General features: G+C 60.1%; 15 protein-coding genes. 12 read left to right on the forward strand and 3 right to left on the reverse strand.

Annotated features, from left to right (window positions below):
* Window positions 1-142: 142 nt before the first annotated feature.
* From folD to ACX9OT_RS12200, 9 genes are all read left to right on the forward strand, one after another.
* Complete coding sequence (gene folD, locus ACX9OT_RS12160; RefSeq protein WP_014036908.1) at window positions 143-1,021, forward strand: bifunctional methylenetetrahydrofolate dehydrogenase/methenyltetrahydrofolate cyclohydrolase FolD; 879 nt, start codon at window positions 143-145, stop codon at window positions 1,019-1,021.
* 434 nt (window positions 1,022-1,455) lie between these two features.
* Window positions 1,456-2,913: an IMP dehydrogenase gene (gene guaB, locus ACX9OT_RS12165; protein WP_005409308.1), complete on the forward strand. Its 1,458-nt coding sequence runs from the start codon at window positions 1,456-1,458 to the stop codon at window positions 2,911-2,913.
* 107 nt (window positions 2,914-3,020) lie between these two features.
* Window positions 3,021-3,497 carry a hypothetical protein gene (locus ACX9OT_RS12170; protein WP_459002458.1) on the forward strand — a complete coding sequence of 159 codons (477 nt, stop codon included), beginning with the start codon at window positions 3,021-3,023 and terminating at the stop codon, window positions 3,495-3,497.
* Window positions 3,494-5,059 (forward strand): glutamine-hydrolyzing GMP synthase, encoded by a 1,566-nt coding sequence (gene guaA, locus ACX9OT_RS12175; protein ID WP_329916095.1) that lies wholly within the window; start codon window positions 3,494-3,496, stop codon window positions 5,057-5,059. The genes ACX9OT_RS12170 and guaA overlap by 4 nt, the downstream gene beginning before the upstream one ends.
* Window positions 5,060-5,287: 228 nt before the next feature.
* Window positions 5,288-7,264, forward strand: a complete 1,977-nt coding sequence (locus ACX9OT_RS12180; protein ID WP_459002270.1) for a type I restriction-modification system subunit M — start codon at window positions 5,288-5,290, stop codon at window positions 7,262-7,264.
* Entirely contained in the window at window positions 7,261-8,553 is a 1,293-nt protein-coding gene (locus ACX9OT_RS12185) for a restriction endonuclease subunit S (RefSeq protein ID WP_459002272.1), read from the forward strand. The genes ACX9OT_RS12180 and ACX9OT_RS12185 overlap by 4 nt, the downstream gene beginning before the upstream one ends.
* Window positions 8,554-11,742, forward strand: coding sequence for a type I restriction endonuclease subunit R (locus tag ACX9OT_RS12190; protein ID WP_201118835.1), 3,189 nt, complete (start codon window positions 8,554-8,556; stop codon window positions 11,740-11,742). It begins immediately after the preceding gene.
* Between the two features lie 142 nt (window positions 11,743-11,884).
* Window positions 11,885-12,826 (forward strand): DUF5655 domain-containing protein, encoded by a 942-nt coding sequence (locus ACX9OT_RS12195; RefSeq protein WP_459002275.1) that lies wholly within the window; start codon window positions 11,885-11,887, stop codon window positions 12,824-12,826.
* Between the two features lie 232 nt (window positions 12,827-13,058).
* On the forward strand, window positions 13,059-13,910 hold the full coding sequence (locus ACX9OT_RS12200; RefSeq protein ID WP_236494419.1) for a restriction endonuclease: 852 nt from the start codon (window positions 13,059-13,061) through the stop codon (window positions 13,908-13,910).
* A 102-nt stretch (window positions 13,911-14,012) separates the two neighbouring features.
* Here ACX9OT_RS12200 and ACX9OT_RS12205 read toward each other — a convergent pair whose 3' ends face one another.
* The 3 genes from ACX9OT_RS12205 to ACX9OT_RS12215 all read right to left on the reverse strand — a co-directional run bounded on the left by ACX9OT_RS12205 (window position 14,013) and on the right by ACX9OT_RS12215 (window position 16,891).
* Window positions 14,013-14,855, reverse strand: a complete 843-nt coding sequence (locus ACX9OT_RS12205) for a hypothetical protein (protein ID WP_201118837.1) — start codon at window positions 14,853-14,855, stop codon at window positions 14,013-14,015.
* 212 nt (window positions 14,856-15,067) lie between these two features.
* Window positions 15,068-15,424 carry a hypothetical protein gene (locus ACX9OT_RS12210; protein ID WP_046430208.1) on the reverse strand — a complete coding sequence of 119 codons (357 nt, stop codon included), beginning with the start codon at window positions 15,422-15,424 and terminating at the stop codon, window positions 15,068-15,070.
* A gap of 549 nt (window positions 15,425-15,973) precedes the next feature.
* The gene (locus ACX9OT_RS12215) at window positions 15,974-16,891 is read right to left on the reverse strand and encodes a LysR family transcriptional regulator (RefSeq protein ID WP_459002278.1); all 918 of its coding nucleotides are present in this window, start codon (window positions 16,889-16,891) and stop codon (window positions 15,974-15,976) included.
* 96 nt (window positions 16,892-16,987) lie between these two features.
* Between ACX9OT_RS12215 and ACX9OT_RS12220 the strand changes: the two genes are divergently transcribed.
* The 3 genes from ACX9OT_RS12220 to ACX9OT_RS12230 all read left to right on the forward strand — a co-directional run bounded on the left by ACX9OT_RS12220 (window position 16,988) and on the right by ACX9OT_RS12230 (window position 19,216).
* On the forward strand, window positions 16,988-17,827 hold the full coding sequence (locus ACX9OT_RS12220) for a type 1 glutamine amidotransferase domain-containing protein (protein WP_459002280.1): 840 nt from the start codon (window positions 16,988-16,990) through the stop codon (window positions 17,825-17,827).
* A gap of 98 nt (window positions 17,828-17,925) precedes the next feature.
* The gene (locus ACX9OT_RS12225; protein WP_459002282.1) at window positions 17,926-18,657 is read left to right on the forward strand and encodes a hypothetical protein; all 732 of its coding nucleotides are present in this window, start codon (window positions 17,926-17,928) and stop codon (window positions 18,655-18,657) included.
* Window positions 18,658-18,736: 79 nt separating this feature from the next.
* Complete coding sequence (locus ACX9OT_RS12230; RefSeq protein ID WP_459002284.1) at window positions 18,737-19,216, forward strand: hypothetical protein; 480 nt, start codon at window positions 18,737-18,739, stop codon at window positions 19,214-19,216.
* Window positions 19,217-20,433: the final 1,217 nt, after the last annotated feature.

Genomic DNA, 20,433 nt, shown 5'->3' on the forward strand with positions numbered 1-20,433 from the left:
CAGATACGGGAACGTTCCGACGTCATGAGGTTGCCGGCCAGCGGCCGGCACTACCAGGTGGGGAATTACCCAAGCCGTGGCGGTGGGCGAGGGGGCCTGAATCGGGGACAATAGCGTCCCCGCCGCCCCACGCCCGCTCCCGATGACCGATTCCGCCCCCCAGCTTCCTGCCCGTATCCTCGATGGCCGCCGTATCGCCGAGGACCTGCTCGACAGCCTGAAGGTGCGCGTCGACGCCCGCGTCGCCGCCGGCGGCAGCCGTCCGGGCCTGGCCGTGGTGCTGGTCGGTGGCGACCCAGCCTCGACCGTGTACGTGCGCAACAAGCGCCGCGCCGCCGAGAAGGTCGGCATCGAGGCGCACGACTACGATCTGCCGGCCGGTACCACCGAGGCCGAGCTGCTCGACCTGATCGACCAGCTCAACGCCGATCCGAAGATCAACGGCATCCTGATCCAGCTGCCGCTGCCGGGCATCCCCGATGCGCGCCGGCTGATCCAGCGCATCGACCCGCGCAAGGACGTGGACGGCTTCCACCCGGAAAACGTCGGCCACCTGGCCCTGCGCGAGTTCGGCCTGCGCCCGTGCACCCCGCGCGGCATCACCACGCTGCTGGGCCACACCGACCAGCCGGTGCGCGGCCGCAACGCCACCATCGTGGGCGTGAGCAACCACGTCGGCCGCCCGATGGGCCTGGAGCTGCTGATCGCCGGCTGCACCGTGACCAGCTGCCACAAGTTCACCCCCAAGGACGTACTGGAACAGGCCGTGCGCAACGCCGACATCCTGGTGGTGGCGGTCGGTCGCCCGGGCATCGTGCCGGGCGAGTGGGTGAAGCCGGGCGCGGTGGTGATCGACGTCGGTATCAACCGGCTGGATGACGGCCGGTTGGTGGGCGATGTCGGGTTTGAAGCGGCCGCCCAGCGGGCCAGCTGGATCACCCCGGTGCCGGGTGGCGTGGGCCCGATGACCGTGGCCACGTTGATGCAGAACACCCTGGAAGCGGCGGAAGCGCTGAGCTGACCTTTTGGGGTGGGTGCCGACCGTTGGTCGGCACAATGTGGACATGCGGATGACCCGCTCCTGGTAGGTGCCAACCTTGGTTGGCACACATCCATCGGGGCCATCGGCCCATCTGGGGCACCGGTGCCGGACGGATCGTGCCAACCAAGGTTGGCACCTACCAAAGGCAGTTCCAGGACTGGCCCGAGTGATCCTCTTAAGGTGGGTGCCGACCGTTGGTCGGCACATCCATCGGGGTCATCGGCCCATCTGGGGTCCAGGTGCCGGATGGGCCGTGCCAACCAAGGTTGGCACCTACCAAAGGCGGTATGCGCGGGCCCGGATGGCCCCCTGAACCAATCACCGCCCGCGCGACACTGCGTCGCATCTACCCCCTGCCACAGGACGCGAAAAAGGGGTAAAATGTCGCGCTTCCCCACATCTCGGGTATGCCGATGCTGCGCATCCAGGCTGAAGCACTCACTTACGACGACGTCTCGCTCGTCCCCGCCCACTCGACCATCCTGCCCAAGGACGTCAACCTCGAAACGCGGTTGACTCGAGACCTGAAGCTGAAGCTTCCGATCCTGTCCGCAGCCATGGATACCGTCACCGAAGCCCGCCTGGCCATCGCCATGGCCCAGCTCGGCGGCATGGGCATCATCCACAAGAATCTCAGCCTGGAACAGCAGGCCGCGGAAGTGGCCAAGGTCAAGAAGTTCGAGGCCGGCGTCATCCGCGACCCGATCACCGTCGGCCCGGAAACCACCATCCGCGACGTGCTGGCCCTGACCCAGGCGCACAACATCTCCGGCGTGCCGGTGGTGGGCAGCGACGGCCTGCTGGCCGGCATCGTGACCCACCGCGACATGCGCTTCGAGACCGAGCTGGACGATCCGGTCCGCCACATCATGACCAAGAAGGATCGCCTGATCACGGTCAAGGAAGGCGCCGCCTCCGACGAAGTGCTGCAGCTGCTGCACCGCAACCGCATCGAAAAGGTGCTGGTGGTCAATGATTCGTTCGAACTGCGTGGCCTGATCACCGTCAAGGACATCCAGAAGAACACCGACTTCCCGAACGCTGCCAAGGATCTGTCGACCCGCCTGCTGGTCGGCGCTGCCGTCGGCGTGGGGGGCGATACCGATCGCCGCGTGGAAGCGCTGGTCGCCGCCGGCGTGGACGTGATCGTGGTTGATACCGCGCACGGCCACTCGCAGGGCGTGCTGGACCGCGTCAGCTGGGTCAAGAAGAACTTCCCGAACGTGCAGGTCATCGGTGGCAACATCTGCACCGGCGAAGCCGCACTGGCGCTGCTGGACAGCGGCGCGGACGCCGTGAAGGTCGGCATCGGCCCGGGCTCGATCTGCACCACGCGCGTGGTTGCCGGCGTCGGCGTGCCGCAGGTCACCGCCATTGACCTGGTGGCCGAAGCGCTGCAGGACCGCATCCCGCTGATCGCCGACGGTGGCATCCGCTACTCGGGCGACATCGGCAAGGCGCTGGCCGCTGGCGCCTCGACCATCATGGTCGGTGGCCTGCTGGCCGGTACCGAGGAATCGCCGGGCGAGACCGAGCTGTACCAGGGCCGTTCGTACAAGAGCTACCGCGGCATGGGTTCGCTGGCTGCCATGGAGAAGGGGTCGAAGGACCGCTACTTCCAGGACGCTGCCACCGCCGACAAGCTGGTGCCGGAAGGCATCGAAGGCCGCGTGCCGTACCGCGGCCCGGTGGGCGGCATCATCCACCAGCTGATGGGCGGCCTGCGCGCCACCATGGGCTACGTGGGCTGCGCCACCATCGAAGACATGCGCAGCAAGCCCAAGTTCGTGAAGATCAGCGGCGCCGGCCAGCGTGAGAGCCACGTCCACGACGTGACCATCACCAAAGAGCCGCCGAACTACCGCGCCTGATGCGCTTGCGAACTGCTCTTGCGATTACGGGCAGCCTGCTGATGGCAGGCTGTTCGTTGTCCGAACCGCCGCCGCGCTCCGGGTCTCCGGGCGCGGCGGTTTCGCAATTGCAGGACGTACGGGCGTGCCAGAACGCGTTCTCGCTGCCGAAGGGCTGGCAGGTGCAGGCCGCCGGCGAGCAGCGCTGGCTGCTGAAAGGCACCGGCGAGCGCCCGCTGCAGGTCACGCTGCAATGCATTACCGAGCTGCTGCACGGGCCGGATGATCCGGTGCTGACACCGGTACTGGGCGCGCTGGAGCCCGCACGGATGAGTGTGCGCTGGGCATCCTGGGGGGCTGCGGATTCGGGCATCTCGATGGCGGCGCTGCAACGGCGCATCGTGCCGGGCAGCGAAGTGCAGGAAGTCGCCGAGCTGCCGCGCGCCGACCGCGCCAACCCCAACGCACCGCACGGTCTGCTGATGCTGCGCTGGGACGAGGAAGACCCCTCACATATTCAACAACGCGAGGCGTTCATCGCCACGCTGACGCAGAGCCTTGAAGCGCCGGGCGCTGCGAAAAACACCACTGGAACGGCACCATGACCAACATCCATAACGACAAGATCCTCATCCTCGATTTCGGCGCGCAGTACACGCAGCTGATCGCCCGCCGCATCCGCGAGCTGGGCGTCTACTGCGAAATCTGGGCGTGGGACCACAACCCGGCCGAGATCGCCGCGTTCGGCGCCAAGGGCATCATCCTGTCCGGTGGCCCGGAATCGACCACGCTGCCGGGTGCGCCGGTCGCACCGCAGGAAGTGTTCGACAGCGGCCTGCCGATCTTCGGCATCTGCTACGGCATGCAGACCCTGGCCGCCCAGCTGGGCGGTGCCACCGAAGCGGCGGACCAGCGCGAATTCGGCCACGCCGAAGTGAACGTGATCAACCCCGATGCACTGTTCAAGGGCCTGAGCGACCACGGCGGCGAGCCGAAGCTGAATGTCTGGATGAGCCACGGCGACCACGTCTCCGTTGCACCGCCGGGCTTCACCATCACCGCCACCACCGACCGCATTCCGGTGGCCGCCATGGCCAACGAAGAAAAGCGCTGGTACGGCGTGCAGTTCCACCCAGAAGTGACCCACACCCTGCAGGGCCAGGCGCTGCTGCGCCGCTTCGTGGTGGATGTGTGCGGCTGCCAGACCCTGTGGACCGCCGCCAACATCATCGACGACCAGATCGCCCGCGTGCGCGAACAGGTGGGCGATGACGAAGTGATCCTGGGCCTGTCCGGCGGCGTCGACTCGTCCGTGGTGGCCGCGCTGCTGCACAAGGCCATCGGCGAAAAGCTGACCTGCGTGTTCGTGGATACCGGCCTGCTGCGCTGGCAGGAAGGCGACCAGGTGATGGCGATGTTCGCCGAGCACATGGGCGTGAAGGTGGTGCGCGTGAATGCCGCCGACCGTTACTTCGCCGCACTGGAAGGCGTGAGCGACCCGGAAGCCAAGCGCAAGATCATCGGCAACCTGTTCGTTGAGATCTTCGACGAAGAGTCGAACAAGCTGAAGAACGCCAAGTGGCTGGCGCAGGGCACCATCTACCCGGACGTGATCGAGTCGGCCGGCAGCAAGACCGGCAAGGCGCATGTGATCAAGAGCCACCACAACGTGGGCGGCCTGCCGGAGCACATGAAGCTGGGCCTGGTGGAGCCGCTGCGCGAGCTGTTCAAGGACGAAGTGCGCCGCCTGGGCGTCGAGCTCGGCCTGCCGCGCACCATGGTCTACCGCCATCCGTTCCCGGGCCCGGGCCTGGGCGTGCGTATCCTGGGCGAAGTGAAGCGCGAATACGCCGAACTGCTGGCCAAGGCCGATGCCATCTTCATTGATGAGCTGCGCAAGGCGGATCTGTACGACAAGACCAGCCAGGCGTTTGCCGTGTTCCTGCCGGTGAAGTCGGTGGGCGTGGTGGGCGATGCGCGGGCCTATGAGTGGGTGATTGCGCTGCGGGCCGTGGAGACGATCGACTTCATGACGGCGCATTGGGCGCACCTGCCGTATGAGTTCCTGGGGACGGTGAGCAACCGGATCATCAATGAGTTGCGGGGGGTGTCGCGGGTTGTCTATGACATCTCGGGGAAGCCGCCGGCGACCATTGAGTGGGAGTGAGTTGAAAGAATGAGGGCGCCGAGAGGCGCCCTTGTTGTTTGAGGGGATGGCCTCGCAGACATTGGTGCTGATGTGCCATCTGGATGCGGTAGTGCCGGCCGCTGGCCGGCAGCCGATGCCAAGGGGGGGGGCTCTGGAAAAGGGGCGGGGCGGGGAGGCGGTTCGTTGCTCCGCCGGTCAGCCTTGAGTGTAGACTTTCGCCTTGCATTCGATCCAAGGTGTTGTTGCGTGAACACGGAAAATCACTCCCAAACGGCCGCATTCCTCTGGTCGATTGCTGATCTTCTGCGTGGTGACTTCAAGCAGTCCCAGTACGGTCGAATCATTCTGCCGTTTACTCTTTTGCGCCGAATGGAGTGTGTGCTCGCGCCGACCAAGGGCAAGGTGATCAAACAAGTTTCGGCTCAGCAAGGGCGGCCAGATCAAGTGCGAGAGATGCTGCTGCTGCGCGCTTCAGGCCAGCAGTTCTTTAATGCGTCATCGCTCAATCTCAGCACTCTATCTGATACGCAGACCGCAGCCGATCTGATGAGCTATGTGCAAGCCTTCAGCAGGGATGCACGTGAGATCTTCGAGCACTTCCATTTTGAAGATTTCGTTCAGCAGCTGGAAACTGCCAACCTGCTTTATCAAGTGGTACAGCGTTTCGCAGCTGCGGATCTGAGCCCGGAGCGCATCAGCAACTTCGGCATGGGCATCATCTTTGAAGAGCTGATCCGCAAGTTTGCGGAGAGCTCTAACGAAACCGCCGGTGAGCACTTCACGCCGCGCGATATCGTGCACCTCACCACCTCCTTGGTGATCACCAATCAGGACCACAAGCTCGCGCCCAACAGCATCGTCACCATCTATGATCCAACCGCCGGCACCGGCGGCTTTCTGTCCGAGGGTGATGAGTACATCCAGTCCATCAGCGAAAAGGTCAGCGTGTCGCTGCACGGCCAGGAGCTCAACCCCGAGTCCTACGCTATCTGCAAGGCGGACATGCTGATCAAGGGCCAGGACGTGGCCAGCATCAAGCTCGGCAATACCCTATCCAACGACCTGCTGGCCGATAAGCGCTTCGACTTCATGCTCAGCAATCCGCCGTTTGGCGTGGAATGGAAGAAGGTGCAAAAGCAGATCACCGACGAGCACAGCCACAAAGGTTTCGACGGCCGCTTCGGCCCCGGTCTGCCTCGGGTGTCCGACGGTTCGCTGCTGTTTCTTCTCCACTTGGTCAGCAAGATGCGTGACCCGCGCGACGGTGGCTCGCGCATCGGCATCATCCTCAATGGCTCGCCATTGTTTACCGGCGGTGCAGGTTCGGGTGAGTCGGAGATACGCCGCTACCTGCTGCAGAACGATCTCGTCGAAGCCATCGTCGCGTTGCCCACCGACATGTTCTACAACACCGGCATCGCCACCTATGTGTGGATACTCAGCAACCACAAGACCGCTGCTCGCCAGGGCAAGGTGCAGTTGATCGACGGCACCCAGCACTACGCCAAAATGCGCAAGTCGCTGGGCAGTAAGCGCCAGTACATCACCGAGGATCAAATCAGCGAGCTTGTGCGCCTGTATGGCAGCTTCGAGCAATCCACGCTGAGCAAAATCTTCCCCATCGACGCCTTCGGCTACCGCCGCATCACCGTCGAACGCCCGCTGCGCCTGAACTTCCAAGCCAGCGCCGAGCGCATCGCTAGAGTGCTGGAAGAAAGAGTCCTGCAGAAACTCGACAGCGCCGTCCAACAGCAACTGATAGTCGCCCTGCGAACGATGGACGCCTGTGTGTTGCACCGCAACCGCGAGAAGTTTAGCAAACTGCTGAAAAAAGCCCTCGCCGTGCACGGCGTTAGTCTCAGCACACCGGAGGTAAAAGCCCTGATGAGCGCTCTAAGCGAGCGCGACCCCGAGGCGGATATCTGCATGACCAAAGGCCAGCCGGAAGCCGACGCCGGCCTGCGCGATAACGAGAACGTGCCGTTGGGCGAATCTGTGCATGAGTACTTTGCGCGCGAAGTCATGCCCCATGTGCCGGATGCCTGGATCGACGAAAGCAAATCCGATGCGCAGGACGGCGAAGTCGGCATTGTCGGCTTCGAGATCCCCTTTAACCGCCACTTCTATGTATTCCAGCCGCCGCGCCCATTGGTCGAGATCGACCGTAACCTAAAAGTCTGCACCGACCGTATCAAGCAGATGATTGAGGGGCTGTCGGCATGATGTTTCAGAAATACCCGGAATACAAGAATTCTGACGTCGAATGGTTGGGAGAGGTGCCGGCGCACTGGATCAGAGGCTCACTGAAAAATCTGGCTTGGATACGTAATGGCAAAGACTACAAGGACGTTGAAAGCACTGATGGTGAGTATCCGGTCATTGGCTCTGGGGGCATGTTCTCCAAAGCCAGTCAGTATCTGCATGATGGTGAGTCCGTCCTGCTGGGGCGGAAAGGTACTATTAATAAGCCTCTCTATATAAATGGTCGATTTTGGACCGTGGATACTATGTTCTACACGGAGGTCGCCAAGGGAACTTCTGCGAAATTTCTTTACTACTACGCTCTTACAATACCCTTTGAGTTTTACTCGACGAGCACTGCTCTGCCGAGTATGACGCAAGAAGATTTATTAAATCATCCCGCAGCAATTCCATCTAATTTTGAACAAACCCAAATCGCCCGCTTCCTCGACCACGAAACCGCCCGCATCGACGCGCTGATCGAAGAGCAGCAGCGCCTGATCGAACTGCTTAAGGAAAAGCGCCAAGCCGTAATTTCCCATGCCGTCACCAAAGGCCTCGACCCCACGGTGCCGATGAAAGATTCCGGCGTGGAATGGTTGGGGGAGGTGCCGGTGCATTGGAACGTAAGTCGGCTAAAATTCGTTTCTACAATTATCGACTGTAAAAATAGAACGCCGGAATATGTAGACGATGGTGAATATTTGGTCGTCAGAACATCAAATGTTAAAAATCAAGCTCTTAGTCTTGATGGGGGTCTTTATACGGATGAGGCCAACTTTAGAATATGGACGCAGCGCGGTGTTCCTCCGGCTGGCTCGATTCTGTTCACCCGGGAGGCTCCGGCGGGTGAGGTGTGTTTAGTGCCCGAGGCGGTTCCTTTATGTCTTGGTCAGAGAATGATGAACATTATTCCGCACGACTTGGGCTGCGCGACCTTTCTGTTTGATTTTCTTACCTCAGATTGCCTTGCCCGATACATCGAAAGCGTTGCGCATGGAAGTACAGTTTCGCATCTGCGTGTAGAACAAATTTATGACATTCCAGTTGCTATCCCTCCAGTGAGCGAGCAGGTGCAGATCGATGAACTAGTATCCGAGTTGAAGCGAAAATATTCAGGCCTCATAAGCGAAACAAATCAGGCCGTATTATTACTGCACGAGCGCCGCTCCGCCCTAATTTCCGCCGCCGTCACAGGCAAAATCGACGTGCGCGACTGGCAGCCTCCGGTCAGCGTGCAAGTCCCCACGATAGAAGTAGAGGCCGTATAAATGGCGGGCAGCAAGGAAGCTCAGTTTCAACGCGACATTATCGACGCCCTGGCTGCCCAAGGCTGGCTGGTGGGTACTGCTAGCAGCTATGACCGGCGCACGGCGTTGTATACCGAAGATGTGCTGGGCTACTTCAAGGACGCCTGGCCCGAGCGCTGGGACAAGCTCGCCAAGGCCAACCCTAATGCGCCGGAAGAGGTGCTGGTGCAAAAGCTGGTGCGCGAGCTGGAGCAGAGCGGCACTCTGGATGTGTTGCGCCATGGCTTTAAGCTGCCGGCGGTGAAGGTGGAGCTGTGCAGCTTCCAGCCCGACCACGGCATGAACCCGGATACCCTCAAGCGCTACCAGTGCAACCGCTTGCGCGTGGTGCCGGAGGTGTCCTATTCGCCGCATGCGCGTGAGGCGGGCAGCAGCGGGCAAAGCTACAACCCACGGCTGGATCTGGTGCTGTTCGTCAACGGTATCCCCACGGCCACGCTGGAGCTGAAAAGCGAGTTCAAGCAGTCGGTGGAAAACGCCAAGCGCCAATACCGTTACGACCGCCCGGTAAAAGACCCGCTGACGCGCAAGCCGGAGCCGTTGCTGACCTTCAAGCGCGGTGCGCTGGTGCACTTTGCCGTCGGCCAGAACGAGGTGGCGATGACCACCCAACTGGCGGGTAAGGACACCTTCTTCCTGCCGTTCAACCTTGGCAGCGAAGAAGGCGGAGCGGGCAACCCAACGCCTGCAGACGACAGCCAGTACGCGACCAGCTACCTGTGGCAACGTCTGATGCAACCGGATGCCTGGCTCAAGGTGCTGGGGCGCTTTCTGCACCTGGACAAGAAAACCAGCGAAAGCTTTGACGGCACGCCGGTAACCAAGGAGATGATGATTTTCCCGCGTTACCACCAGTGGGAAGTGGTCAACAAGTTGATCAACACCACCCGTGCCGAAGGGCCGGGCAAGCGCTACTTGATCCAGCACAGCGCCGGCTCGGGCAAGTCCAACTCCATCGCCTGGACCGCCCATCAACTGGCCTCGCTGTATGACTATGCCGGCCAACGGCTGTTCGACTCGGTGATCGTGGTCACCGACCGTACGGTTCTGGACAGCCAGCTGCAGAACACCATCTACCAGTTCGAGCACGCTCAGGGTGTAGTCAAACCGATCAGCCGTGATGTCGGCAACCAGAGCAAATCCGAACAACTGGCCGAGGCGTTGGCCGAACAGACGCGCATCATCATCGTCACCATTCAGACTTTCCCGGCGCTGTTCGACGCCCTGGACAAATACCCCAAGCTGGCCAGCGGGCGCTATGCGGTAATCGCCGACGAGGCGCATTCCTCGCAGACCGGCTCATCGGCCAGCAAGCTGAAACAGATTCTTGGTAGCGATGCTTTGGAGGCCGAGGAAGCCAGCGCCGAAGAGCTGCTCGACGCCGCCGTGCAGGCGCGCCAACCGAATGAGCGCATCAGCTACTACGCCTTTACCGCTACGCCCAAGGCCAAGACCCTGGAGCTGTTCGGTCGCCCAGCCGATCCGACGTTGCCGCCCAGTTCCACCAACAAGCCGGAGGCGTTTCACCTGTACTCCATGCGCCAGGCCATCGAGGAAGGTTTTATCCTCGACGTGCTGCGCAACTACACCACCTACAGCACCGCCTGGAAGATCGCCCATCCGGATGGCGATGATGACGAGGTGGACAGCAAGAAGGCGCGCATCAAGCTGGCCCGTTGGGTGCGTCTGCACCCTTACAACATCAGCCAGAAGGTCGAGGTAATCGTCGAGCACTTCCGCGCCAATATCCGTGGCCTGCTGGGTGGCCAGGCCAAGGCCATGGTGGTAACCAGCAGCCGCCAGGAGGCTGTGCGTTACCAGTTGGCGGTAAAGGCCTATGTGCAGCAGATGAGTTACAGCGATGTGCACCCGCTGGTGGCGTTCTCCGGCAGCGTGTTATCGGATGAGGTGATTCCCGAAGAGGTGACGGAAAGCAGCAGTCTACTCAACGCCGGCCTGAATGGCCGTGACCTGGCGGACGCCTTCGATACCCAGGACTTCAATGTGATGATCGCGGCCAACAAGTACCAGACCGGCTTCGATCAACCCAAGCTCTGCGCCATGTACGTGGACAAGAAGCTGCAAGGCGTGGACTGCGTGCAGACCCTGTCGCGACTGAACCGCACCTTTGGGGATAGCAAGGAAACCTTCATCCTCGACTTCTTCAACGAACCGCAGGATATTCTCGACGCCTTCTTGCCGTACTACGCCAAGGCCGAGCTGACCGATGTGACCGACCCGCAGATCATTTATGACCTGCAGAAGAAGTTGGATGCTGAGGGGATCTATCACTGGCAGGAGGTCGAGGCGTTCGCCATGGCCTTCTTCGACCCCAAGGCGGCGGCCAGCAAGCTCAGCTACTACTGCACACCGGCCAAGGAGCGCTTTGCCAAGCGTTATGCCTTCTCCGTGGAGTCCCGCCAACAAGCGCTGGATTACAAGCGCACGGCCGAAGCCAATGGCGACAGCGCCGGCCTGAAGAAAGCCGAGCACGCACTGAAAGAGGCCGGCGAGCAGGTGGACCAGCTCGACCTGTTCCGCAAGAACCTGCAGAGCTTTGTGCGCCTGTACGAGTTCCTCTCGCAGATTGTGCCCTACGAGGACCGGGAACTGGAGCAGCTCTGCGTGTACGCCAAGCACCTCCATCCGTTACTGCGCGTGGACCGTCTGCAACAAGACGATGTGGACGTGGGCGAGCTGCAATTGAGTCATTACCGTCTAAGCAAGCGCGCTGAGCACTGCCTGCGCTTGAGTGAGGAGGAGGGCGAATACACCCTAAAGCCCGGTAGTGACGTGGGCAGCGGCAACCCACATGACCCTGAAAAGAAGCGCCTATCGGAAATCATCGAAGCGCTGAACGATATCTTCGGTGCGGAAGTTAGTGATGACGATCAGCTGCAGTTCCTCACTGGCATCGCTCAGCGCATTAGCCGTCAGGAAGATGTAATGGCCCAGGTAAACAACCACTCGGTGGAGCAGGTGATGCATGGGCTGTTCCCCAAGCGCGTTCTCGACACCGTTCTCGACGCCATGACTGACCACGAGAAGCTGTCGCTGGAAGTGCTGGATAGCGAAAGCAAGAGCCGTGCATTCGCGCTGGTGATTCTGAAGATGCTCAAGACGGCCGTTGGTACTCGCAAGCTTGAGTAGCCACCGACGTCTCGTTGCGGGTGTTGCGTGAGAGTCTAGTTGGGTCTCACTTGCTCTGGCGAGGCCATCGTTTGCACTTCGCGGGCTATGGGCTCTAGCAATAAAAAAATGACCTTAATTTGAAGAGACGGGTATAGAGAAAGTGAGCGACGTTAAACTCTTTAGATTGGTAGATGGCAAGGCGATGGAGTTGCGCGGAAGTGCGTCCGACTTGGAGAGGCCGCTTCAATCGCTTATCGAAGCCAATCTATTGCCCATGTTGGGTATCCGTTTCGTTGCCACCGAATATGCTACGGGGAAAACTCACGGCGGCCGTATCGACTCACTGGGCCTGGACGAGAACAATAGTCCTGTGATTCTTGAGTACAAGCGTTCCCTCGGCGAGAACGTAATCAACCAGGGTCTCTACTACCTGAACTGGTTGATGGACCACCAAGCGGAGTTCAAGCTCCAAGTGATGGACACTCTTGGCATGGATGTGGCTGCACAGATTGACTGGAGTTCACCGCGAGTTCTTTGTATCGCCTCTGATTTCACAAAGTTCGATGCGCATGCCGTTCAGCAGATCAATCAGGGCGTGGAGCTGATCCGGTATCGCCGTTTTGGTGCTGATCTTCTGCTCTTTGAGCAGGTCAACACTGTCGGCGGCCCGCGATCCAAGCCGAGGCCGCGGATCCAAGAGGTTGAGGCCCAGCCTGCGAGTGGGACTCGACCAGTTGGAGCTACTGGCGACCGTAGCTATGCAGAATGGATGGGCTTGTTTGGGCCGGATATGAAAGAGTTGGTCAGCTCACTGGATGACTTCATCGGATCGCTTGGTGATGACGTTCAGCGAAAAGAGCTGAAGTTGTACATGGCCTTCAAGCGTCTGAAGAACTTCGCAACGGTTGTTCCTCAGAAGAGCCGTCTGCTTTTATTTTTACACGTGGACCCAGATTCTCTCATGCCACTTGCACCCAATATGCGTGATGCGAGGGCATTTGGTCACTGGGGAACGGGTGATCTGGAGGTTACAATCTCCAGTTTTGAAGAACTCGAGCAAGCGAAGCCGTTCATCGTGCAGGCATACGCGGGCAGGGCATAGCTAGAGGGGCTGCGTGGCTGGATGTGGCAGGCACGTGGAGCAATGCTCCTCGATCTTGAAATGGTTCTCTGACGGATCAACTACAATTATCGAAGCAGTCTAAGCTGTAGTCTTCCGCAACAAGACTATCACTACGGCGTTAATGCACAGCCTGTTGGAGAGAGTGGGGACGTCGGAGAATAGCCTATCTCGGCGATCAGTCCCCACTTGATGTATAAGTTGATTCATAATCTTGGCTTGGCGTAATGGTGTTGCCCGCCTGTTCATTCAATCTATGAGTTTCCCTATGCCAAAAGATTGGTTTGAATTTCAGGAGCGAATAAAGGATCACTTTGTGTCGCTCGGTGCCGAAGCCCAAACAAATGTTCGCGTGCAAGGCGTTAGGACATGCCATGACATAGATGTGTTTGTTCGAACCAGGTTCCTTGGAGAGGATTTAATATGGCTGGTCGAGGCCAAATTCTGGAAGGCTAAGGTTACGAAGGCTCAGGTGTTAGCGCTCAGGGCAATTGCTGAGGACGTTGGTGCTGACCGTGGCTTCATAGTTTCAACAAATGGTTTTCAGAAAGGGGCTTTTGAGGCTGCCGAGAAAACCAACATTAAGCTAAAAACCTTTGAAGAGTTGGTTATTGACACTAGGGGATATGCGGAATTCGAGATTCTGAAAACGTATCTTGATAGGGTGAATTTGCTAGAGGATAGATACTGGTCGCACTCGAAGTCTGCGAGAATTGAGTATGGCCTGCGGCATGATATTCTTGATAATGTGTTCACTTTCACGGGTCAAGAGCTTCTGAGGACCGCTAGAAGTGCAATCATGGCGGCAGAAGATCGCAATTATCCTATCGACCTGGAAATGGTTCTGACGGTGCGCAAAGGCGAGGCTGTTGCTGACAATTTTCAGCAACTTTGCAACTGGCTGAATTTGAACTTGAACCATTTGGACGAGCGTCTTCTTAACGCGGAGTGGCGCATGTATAAGGACGGAAAGTACAATCCGCGTACGGATCGGACTAAAGCACGAGAGGCCTACACTACAGAAATTATGGCTCGGGCGATCATGCGCAAGCCGGAGGTTGGGTAGTTGGTTGCAGCAAGGCCTCGTTGGAAACTCCGGCCGGTCGAAGCTCAAGTACTTTGAAATGTGACGTGCGACCGCCTTCGCTTGATTGTGAAAACCAGCAAATTACTGCGTGATTAAGGGGTCAATGCTAACTTTGTTGGAGCGCTCTTTGCGATCATATGAGATTGCTGCCTCATTAATTGTCAAGGCCGGGCCGAGGTGGAGCTGAATCATGTTCATTCTGAGCATTTTGAACTCAAAGGATGTGAGGTCAATCTCCAACTCTTCGACGAAACAATTCTCGTAGGTTTTTGCGTCGTATCCTTTGAACTCAACCCCCAGTTCTTTGAGATTCCTGAATGCCCTGCGCACGCCGGATATAAGTATTGGCACGATGTCAATATAAACTTGTTTCTCAGGATATCGCTCGGCCTTCGCCTCCGCTATGACAATTTCAAGTCCAAGGTCTTGCGCAATTAGATTGAATCTCTGCTGGAGTTCAGGAATCTTCCCGATTCGTACAAGCTCAGGGGATTTCTTGCTAGGGTCTAGGCGAGAGTATATGTCCTCCAGCTTGATAAAGTGATGCATTGGGGACTTCCGGCCCCGCAGAGAATTATGACTCGCCAACAAGTATGCCGCACCTTCTCGCAGCTCAGGGGATTCGCACAGCCACAATTCCGGAAGTAAACTAGAGAACAATGAATGATCGCGATGGTGCAGCGCATTGCGCAATGAGATCAGCAATGACGTATCTGCGGTCGCAAAGTAGTCGAACTCATTCTTGGAGACGTCGTATAAAGTGTGAAAAGCCTCAAGTATTGCTTCCCATGCTCTATCCAGATTCTCGATTGCCTCTTCTCTGTCTACTGCCACCAATCCCTTGTACAGAAGATGTCGCTCCGCATAGATGCGCATCGTGTTGGCAAGCCGACTGACCGACCTCTGTATGATTTCCTTTTCCATAGTTCCTCCTGCGGGGGCATTATTTAGCTGGCTATTTTAACGGCATTGGATCGAAATTTTGACTCAACGGCATTGTTAGCGCGGTGCACAATTGGTGCTGCAAGGGCGGAGCGGGCCATTGTCTGACGTATCTTCAACGACCGACCGCTTCTGACCGGAGGCGGACGTTTGAGTAACGAACGGTATCGATGTCGTCAAGGGGCGCGCGAGGGTCACTCCGGCCTAACCTCCCGACAAGCCCACTCAACCAACCCCCTGCAGGCCAGAAACAGCCCATCAACCACCCCCTCATCCAAATGCCGCTCCGGGTCCGCTGCCACCCGGCAGCGGTCCGCCGCGTGCAAAAGCTCCAGCACAGTCAGCGCCCCCACCATCGCGCGCTCGCTCCTCGCCAGGCTCACGCGGCGGCCAGGTGACACATCGGTCTCTGGCCAGGGGTGCCCATCTGCACCCTCGCAGCCGCGCATGCGCTTGAGAATGCCGAGCAGGGAGTTCAGGTCGGGCAGGGGAGTGTCGTCGTTGATGGGTTCAACAACGGTGTACGAGGAGAAGGTGTCGGATTCGTTCATGGCGTCGGCTTCCGTGGCTGTGCTTAACAGCGCCACCGTGAAGAGGTGGCGGACGATGCGTGGCTGCAAACCGGAAGAAGCGATGTCATAAACCGGTGGGCCCGAAAGCCCCCACGCACCGCCCGCCAGAAAGGCCGACGGATTGCCCGCCGGCACCGGTTCAGCACGGTGCCGACGGGCAAGCGCAAACTACAGACATCGCTTTCTTCGGGTTTGCAGACCCGAGCCACCCGTTGTCGGTGGCGCGCCATGGTGTTTACGCCGCCGCTCCGAATGCCAATAGAAATTCGCGAAGGAATCGTCGAATCCGAGAGCGAAGAACTATTGTTGCATGCGCCATTCGTGCAGCACGCGACGCCAGCAGACGTATTCGCGCAGCTGCTCTGCTGATGGCGAATCAAAGTGGCGCAATCGCCCATGCCACAAGCGAATAGCGCGACAGCCTTCTTTGCAACAGTTCTTAGTCCGCCTCGCCAAGCAGCGGCACGCGATCAGCCGCACATCCCGAAAAGCGGTTCAAACCCGACACCGCCAACGATCCTCCCAACTTCAACCAACGCGATCCTCAGCCGCATTCCCCACCAACAACTCAATCATCGCCCGCGCCGCCGCCGACTGCCGCCGATGCGGCGCATAGATCACCGAAAACGGGCGCGATCTCCCCCGCAACTGCGGCAGCACCTCCACCAGCTGCCCGCGCTGCAACCGCTCGCGCACGATGAACTTGTAGCTCTGGCAGATGCCGATACCCTGTTCGGCCAGCGACACCACGCCCAGCACATCGTCGGAAGTCTCGATGGACGAACGCGGCAGCCAGTCCACGTCGCGCCCGCCGTCGCGGAAGATCCACGGCGCAAGTCGCCCAGTACGCGGCATCACGAAGGGCAGGCACAGGTGCTGCTGCAAGTCGTCCAGCGTCTGCGGCGTGCCGCGGCGCTGCAGGTAGTCCGGCGCGGCCACGAGCAGCAGCGGGGCGTCTTCCAGTTTGCGCCCCACCAGCCCGCTGTCCGGCAGCTGGCCCAGGCGGATGGCCAGGTCGAAGCCTTCGGCCACCAGGTCCACGTTGCGGTTGGTGATGTTCAGTTCCACCTGCACCTGCGGGTACTGCTGCGCAAAGCGCGCCAGCACGGGCGGCAGCCGGTAGTGGCCATAGGTGGTGGGCACGCTCAGGCGCACGCGGCCGGCCAGCGCACCGTCCTGGGCCAGTACGTCGCGCTCGGCGTCGTCCAGCAGCCCGAAGGCGGTGCGCACCTGTTCCAGGTAGAGCCGCCCGGCGTCGGTCAGGCCCACGCGGCGGGTGGTCCGCTGCAGCAGCTGCCGGCCCAGCCGCGCTTCCAGGCGGGTGACCGCGCGGCTCAGCACCGAGGGCGTGGTGGACAGCGCCACCGCGCCAGCCGTGAACGAGCCGTGCTCGACTACCGCCAGGAACACCTCCACATCGCCCAGGTAGTCGAACTTGCGGCTCATTTGGCTCTCCGGGGAACAGATGTTTTGCGATGGGGCCAATTTATCGCCGCTGGGGCGGTGAATAAAGTGGCCGCCATACCCCGATAGGAGCTCCGCATGAACCTGATGACCCGGCTGGCCGCAGCGCTGGCCCTGACCCTGGCCGCCAGCGGCGCGCATGCCGCCAACGTGCTGGTGGTGCTGTCCGACGAAAACCACCTGGACCTGAAGGACGGCAAGGTGCTGTCCACCGGCTTCTATCTCAACGAGCTGATGCAGCCGGTCAAGCTGCTGCTGGACGCGGGCCACGAGGTGACCTTCGCCACGCCGCAGGGGCGCGCGCCGACCGTGGATGCGTCCTCGGTGACGCAGGCGTACTTCGGCAACGATGCCGCGCAGCTGAAGCTGCACAAGGACCTGATGGAGAAACTGGCGCTGACCTCGCCGACGGCCTCGCCTGTGGTCAGCCTGGCGCGCGTCGAGCAGCAGGGTTACGCGCGTTTCGATGCGGTCTACATTCCCGGTGGCCACGCGCCGATGCAGGACCTGCTGAAGAGCCCGGCGCTGGGCCGGCTGCTGGCCGACTTCCACCAGCGCAACAAGACCACCGCGCTGGTCTGCCACGGGCCGATCGCGCTGCTGTCCACGCTGCCGGATGCTGCGGGCTTCGTGGCAAAGCTGGAAGCGGGTGCGATCCCGGCCACGCCGAAGTGGATCTACAGCGGCTACCAGATGACGGTGATCAGCAACCAGGAAGAAGAGCAGGCCAAGCCGTTGCTGGGTGGTGGCGAGATGAAGTTCTACCCGCAGACCGCGTTGCAGCGGGCGGGTGCGACGTTCAGCAGCAACACCACGCCATGGACCGGGCATGTGGTGGCGGACCGCGAGCTGATTACCGGGCAGAACCCGGCGTCGGCGCTGGAGGTGGGGCAGCGGTTGGTGGAGCGGTTGAAGTAAGGCGGGCTCTGCATCGCATGCGGTGCCGTGGCACCATGACGGGCTGGCCTCGTCCTCCCGGGCGTGGCCGTTTTCCCTGGGAAGCCCTCGAACACGACATGCGAACGTCTCTTTTCATTCTCTCCGCCCTGTGCCTTGGCCTGCTGTCTGGCTGTGCCAGTGGTCCGGAGGAGCATGCTTCAAGCCGCGAGATCACGGGTGCGTTCGTGGCCGACGATGGCCAGCTGTACCTGCTGCCGCGCTTTGAAGAACCGATGCGCTTCAATGCTGCACCGTTCCGCGAGTACCGCGCGCTAATGGACAGCCCGCTACGCGAGGCGGTGGCCTGCGCGCAGATGTACTTCCATGAGGACTGGCGCGACCCGGCCAACAAGGCCAAGGTGCACGGCAGCTATGCGCTGCTGCTGCGGCCGGAGCAGGTGACGCCGGAACAGGCCGCGCAGTTCAAGCTGGAGCGGATTGAGGTGCTCCCGCGCGAGGCGAAGTATGTGGATGAGCGGGCGCGCTACTACCTGCCGCAGGATCGGAGCCGTTATGCGCTGGCGTTTGATCGGGCCTGTAATCTTTCAAAGAAGGGCGGCAGCTATTACAGCGCGCTGTTCGAGGGCGACGGCGAGCGGGTGAAGTTGCCGGACGCTGCTGCGCTGGCGGAGAAGGGGAAGCTGGCGCAGCCGATCAGTGCACGGGCCCAGCGGATCCTGCCGGAAAGGGAGGGCAAGCCGGGTGTTGGGACGGCGGCTGGGAAGGTGCTGGGCGCGGCGTTGATTCCTGTGGCGGTTCCGGTGTTTGTGTTGAGCCTGCCGTTCCTGGGTCCGGATCATTGGAAGTGATGGGGCGTTGAAGGAGAGCCATCCACGCGTGGCGTGGATCTACTTGGGCATCGCCTGAAAGTTCATCCTGGAGATCTGTGTGCCCAGCACGCTGGAAACTGTTTTGAAGACCGTAGGCTTCATTGTCCTTGCGGCACTTCCGTTGGTGATCCTCTGGTTCACCCTTCGGCGAATGTCAGCGACCGCGCGTTCTGCATTGGGATCAGGGCTGCGTTTGGATCCCCCTCGCCGGATTTCTGGCAAGTCCATGACCTTGGTGATGGTGGATGGCAAAGAGGATCGCGAGCACTATTTCTTTGATACAGAATCCTTCTACCTGCGACGTGGGCCGGTGCCCACGGCGGTTCCGCTTTCGCAGATCACCTCAGTCACACGAACGTCCGACAAGATCTACGGGCGCTATGTCTGGCAGGTGTGCTTCAGCAAGGCATCGGGCAGAAAGTGCGTGACGTTTACCAACAACCTGACGCTGTTCAACCGCGACTTCCTGCTGTTCCTGGAGGCGGTGCGGAAGGTCAATCCGCTCGCGACCGTTGAGCGGGCAAGCGTCATCTTCTAGAGCGTGTTTGAAGTTCGGTATGAACAGTGTCACTGCAATGGCATCACAGCGCGCAGCCCCTGTTCGACCGATGTGATCGATGAGAAATGGGCGTTTGTTGCGCGGTATCTGATGCCGAAGCATTCTCATGCGGGGCAGTGCAAGTATGATCTGCGATGAACACGCAAAGCCCGTAACATGGAACGAGGTCCGCTCGTTTCTGCGCGCGATGCGAAGCGTGGGCCTTGTCACCTGTGACGAAGACGCATTTGAGACAATTGTCGAGACGATTTACGTTTATGGCATGCGGTCAATCTCTGCGGAGTAGTTCCTGATGATGTGCCGATCGACGCTGGATGTACCCCTGATTCACGCCTACGCGCTTCCTCTCGGCATATGCGTGGCAGCAGCCGTGGTTCTGATTGCAATATGGTTTGCATCCCGCTCTGGCGGGGTGCCAGCCAGGAATATTGCGCTCGGCTCGGCGCTGGCCGTTGTTGTCGTAGTTGCCTTTGGCCTCGTATATCAAGCGCGGACAGCGTACATCGCCGTTACAGATGGCCAGCTGATTGGGTCAGCAGCGTTTGTCCGACTGCAGCTCCCGCTTTCCAGTGTCTCGTGGCAGGACGCTTCCGATGCTTCAAGGATCACGCTGCCTCACCGGCAACTTGGGACCAGCACAGGGGGCGTTGAACTTGGCAAGTTCCGCATGCAGAACGGTCGCAACGTCTTCGTGCTGCGCACGGACCGTAGCTCTGTTCTCGTCACAACCAGAGGGGATACTGACTTGATTCTGGACCGACGTCTTCACGAACAGTTCAAAGCATGCTTGGATCAGGTACGTGAGACCGGCGGCCATCGAGGAAGATTGCAATGATCAGCAAGAAGTACTGGTTTACCAGGAAAAAGTACGGATGGGGTTGGGGGATGCCGTGCGCGTGGCAGGGCTGGCTCGTGTACGCAGTCGCATTCGGCCTGCTGCTGGCGGGTCCGTTTCTGTTCTCTCCATTTCGCGAGCCCATCGCGTTTCAGCTCTACACGTGGGCCGTAGTGTTGGTCCTTGTCCTTATCTGCTGGATGAAAGGCGCCCCGCCCGGTTGGCGGTGGGGGGAGTAGAACGGCCGCAGAAGCTATTTTCGGACCTGTTCGATTTCGATCCGCCGGGCAAAGCATGGATGCATTGCCCTATGTCGGAGTCGGACAGTATCGCTAGGAGGCCACGACTGTGCCCCCTCTGA

This window comes from Stenotrophomonas genospecies 3, assembly GCF_054473855.1.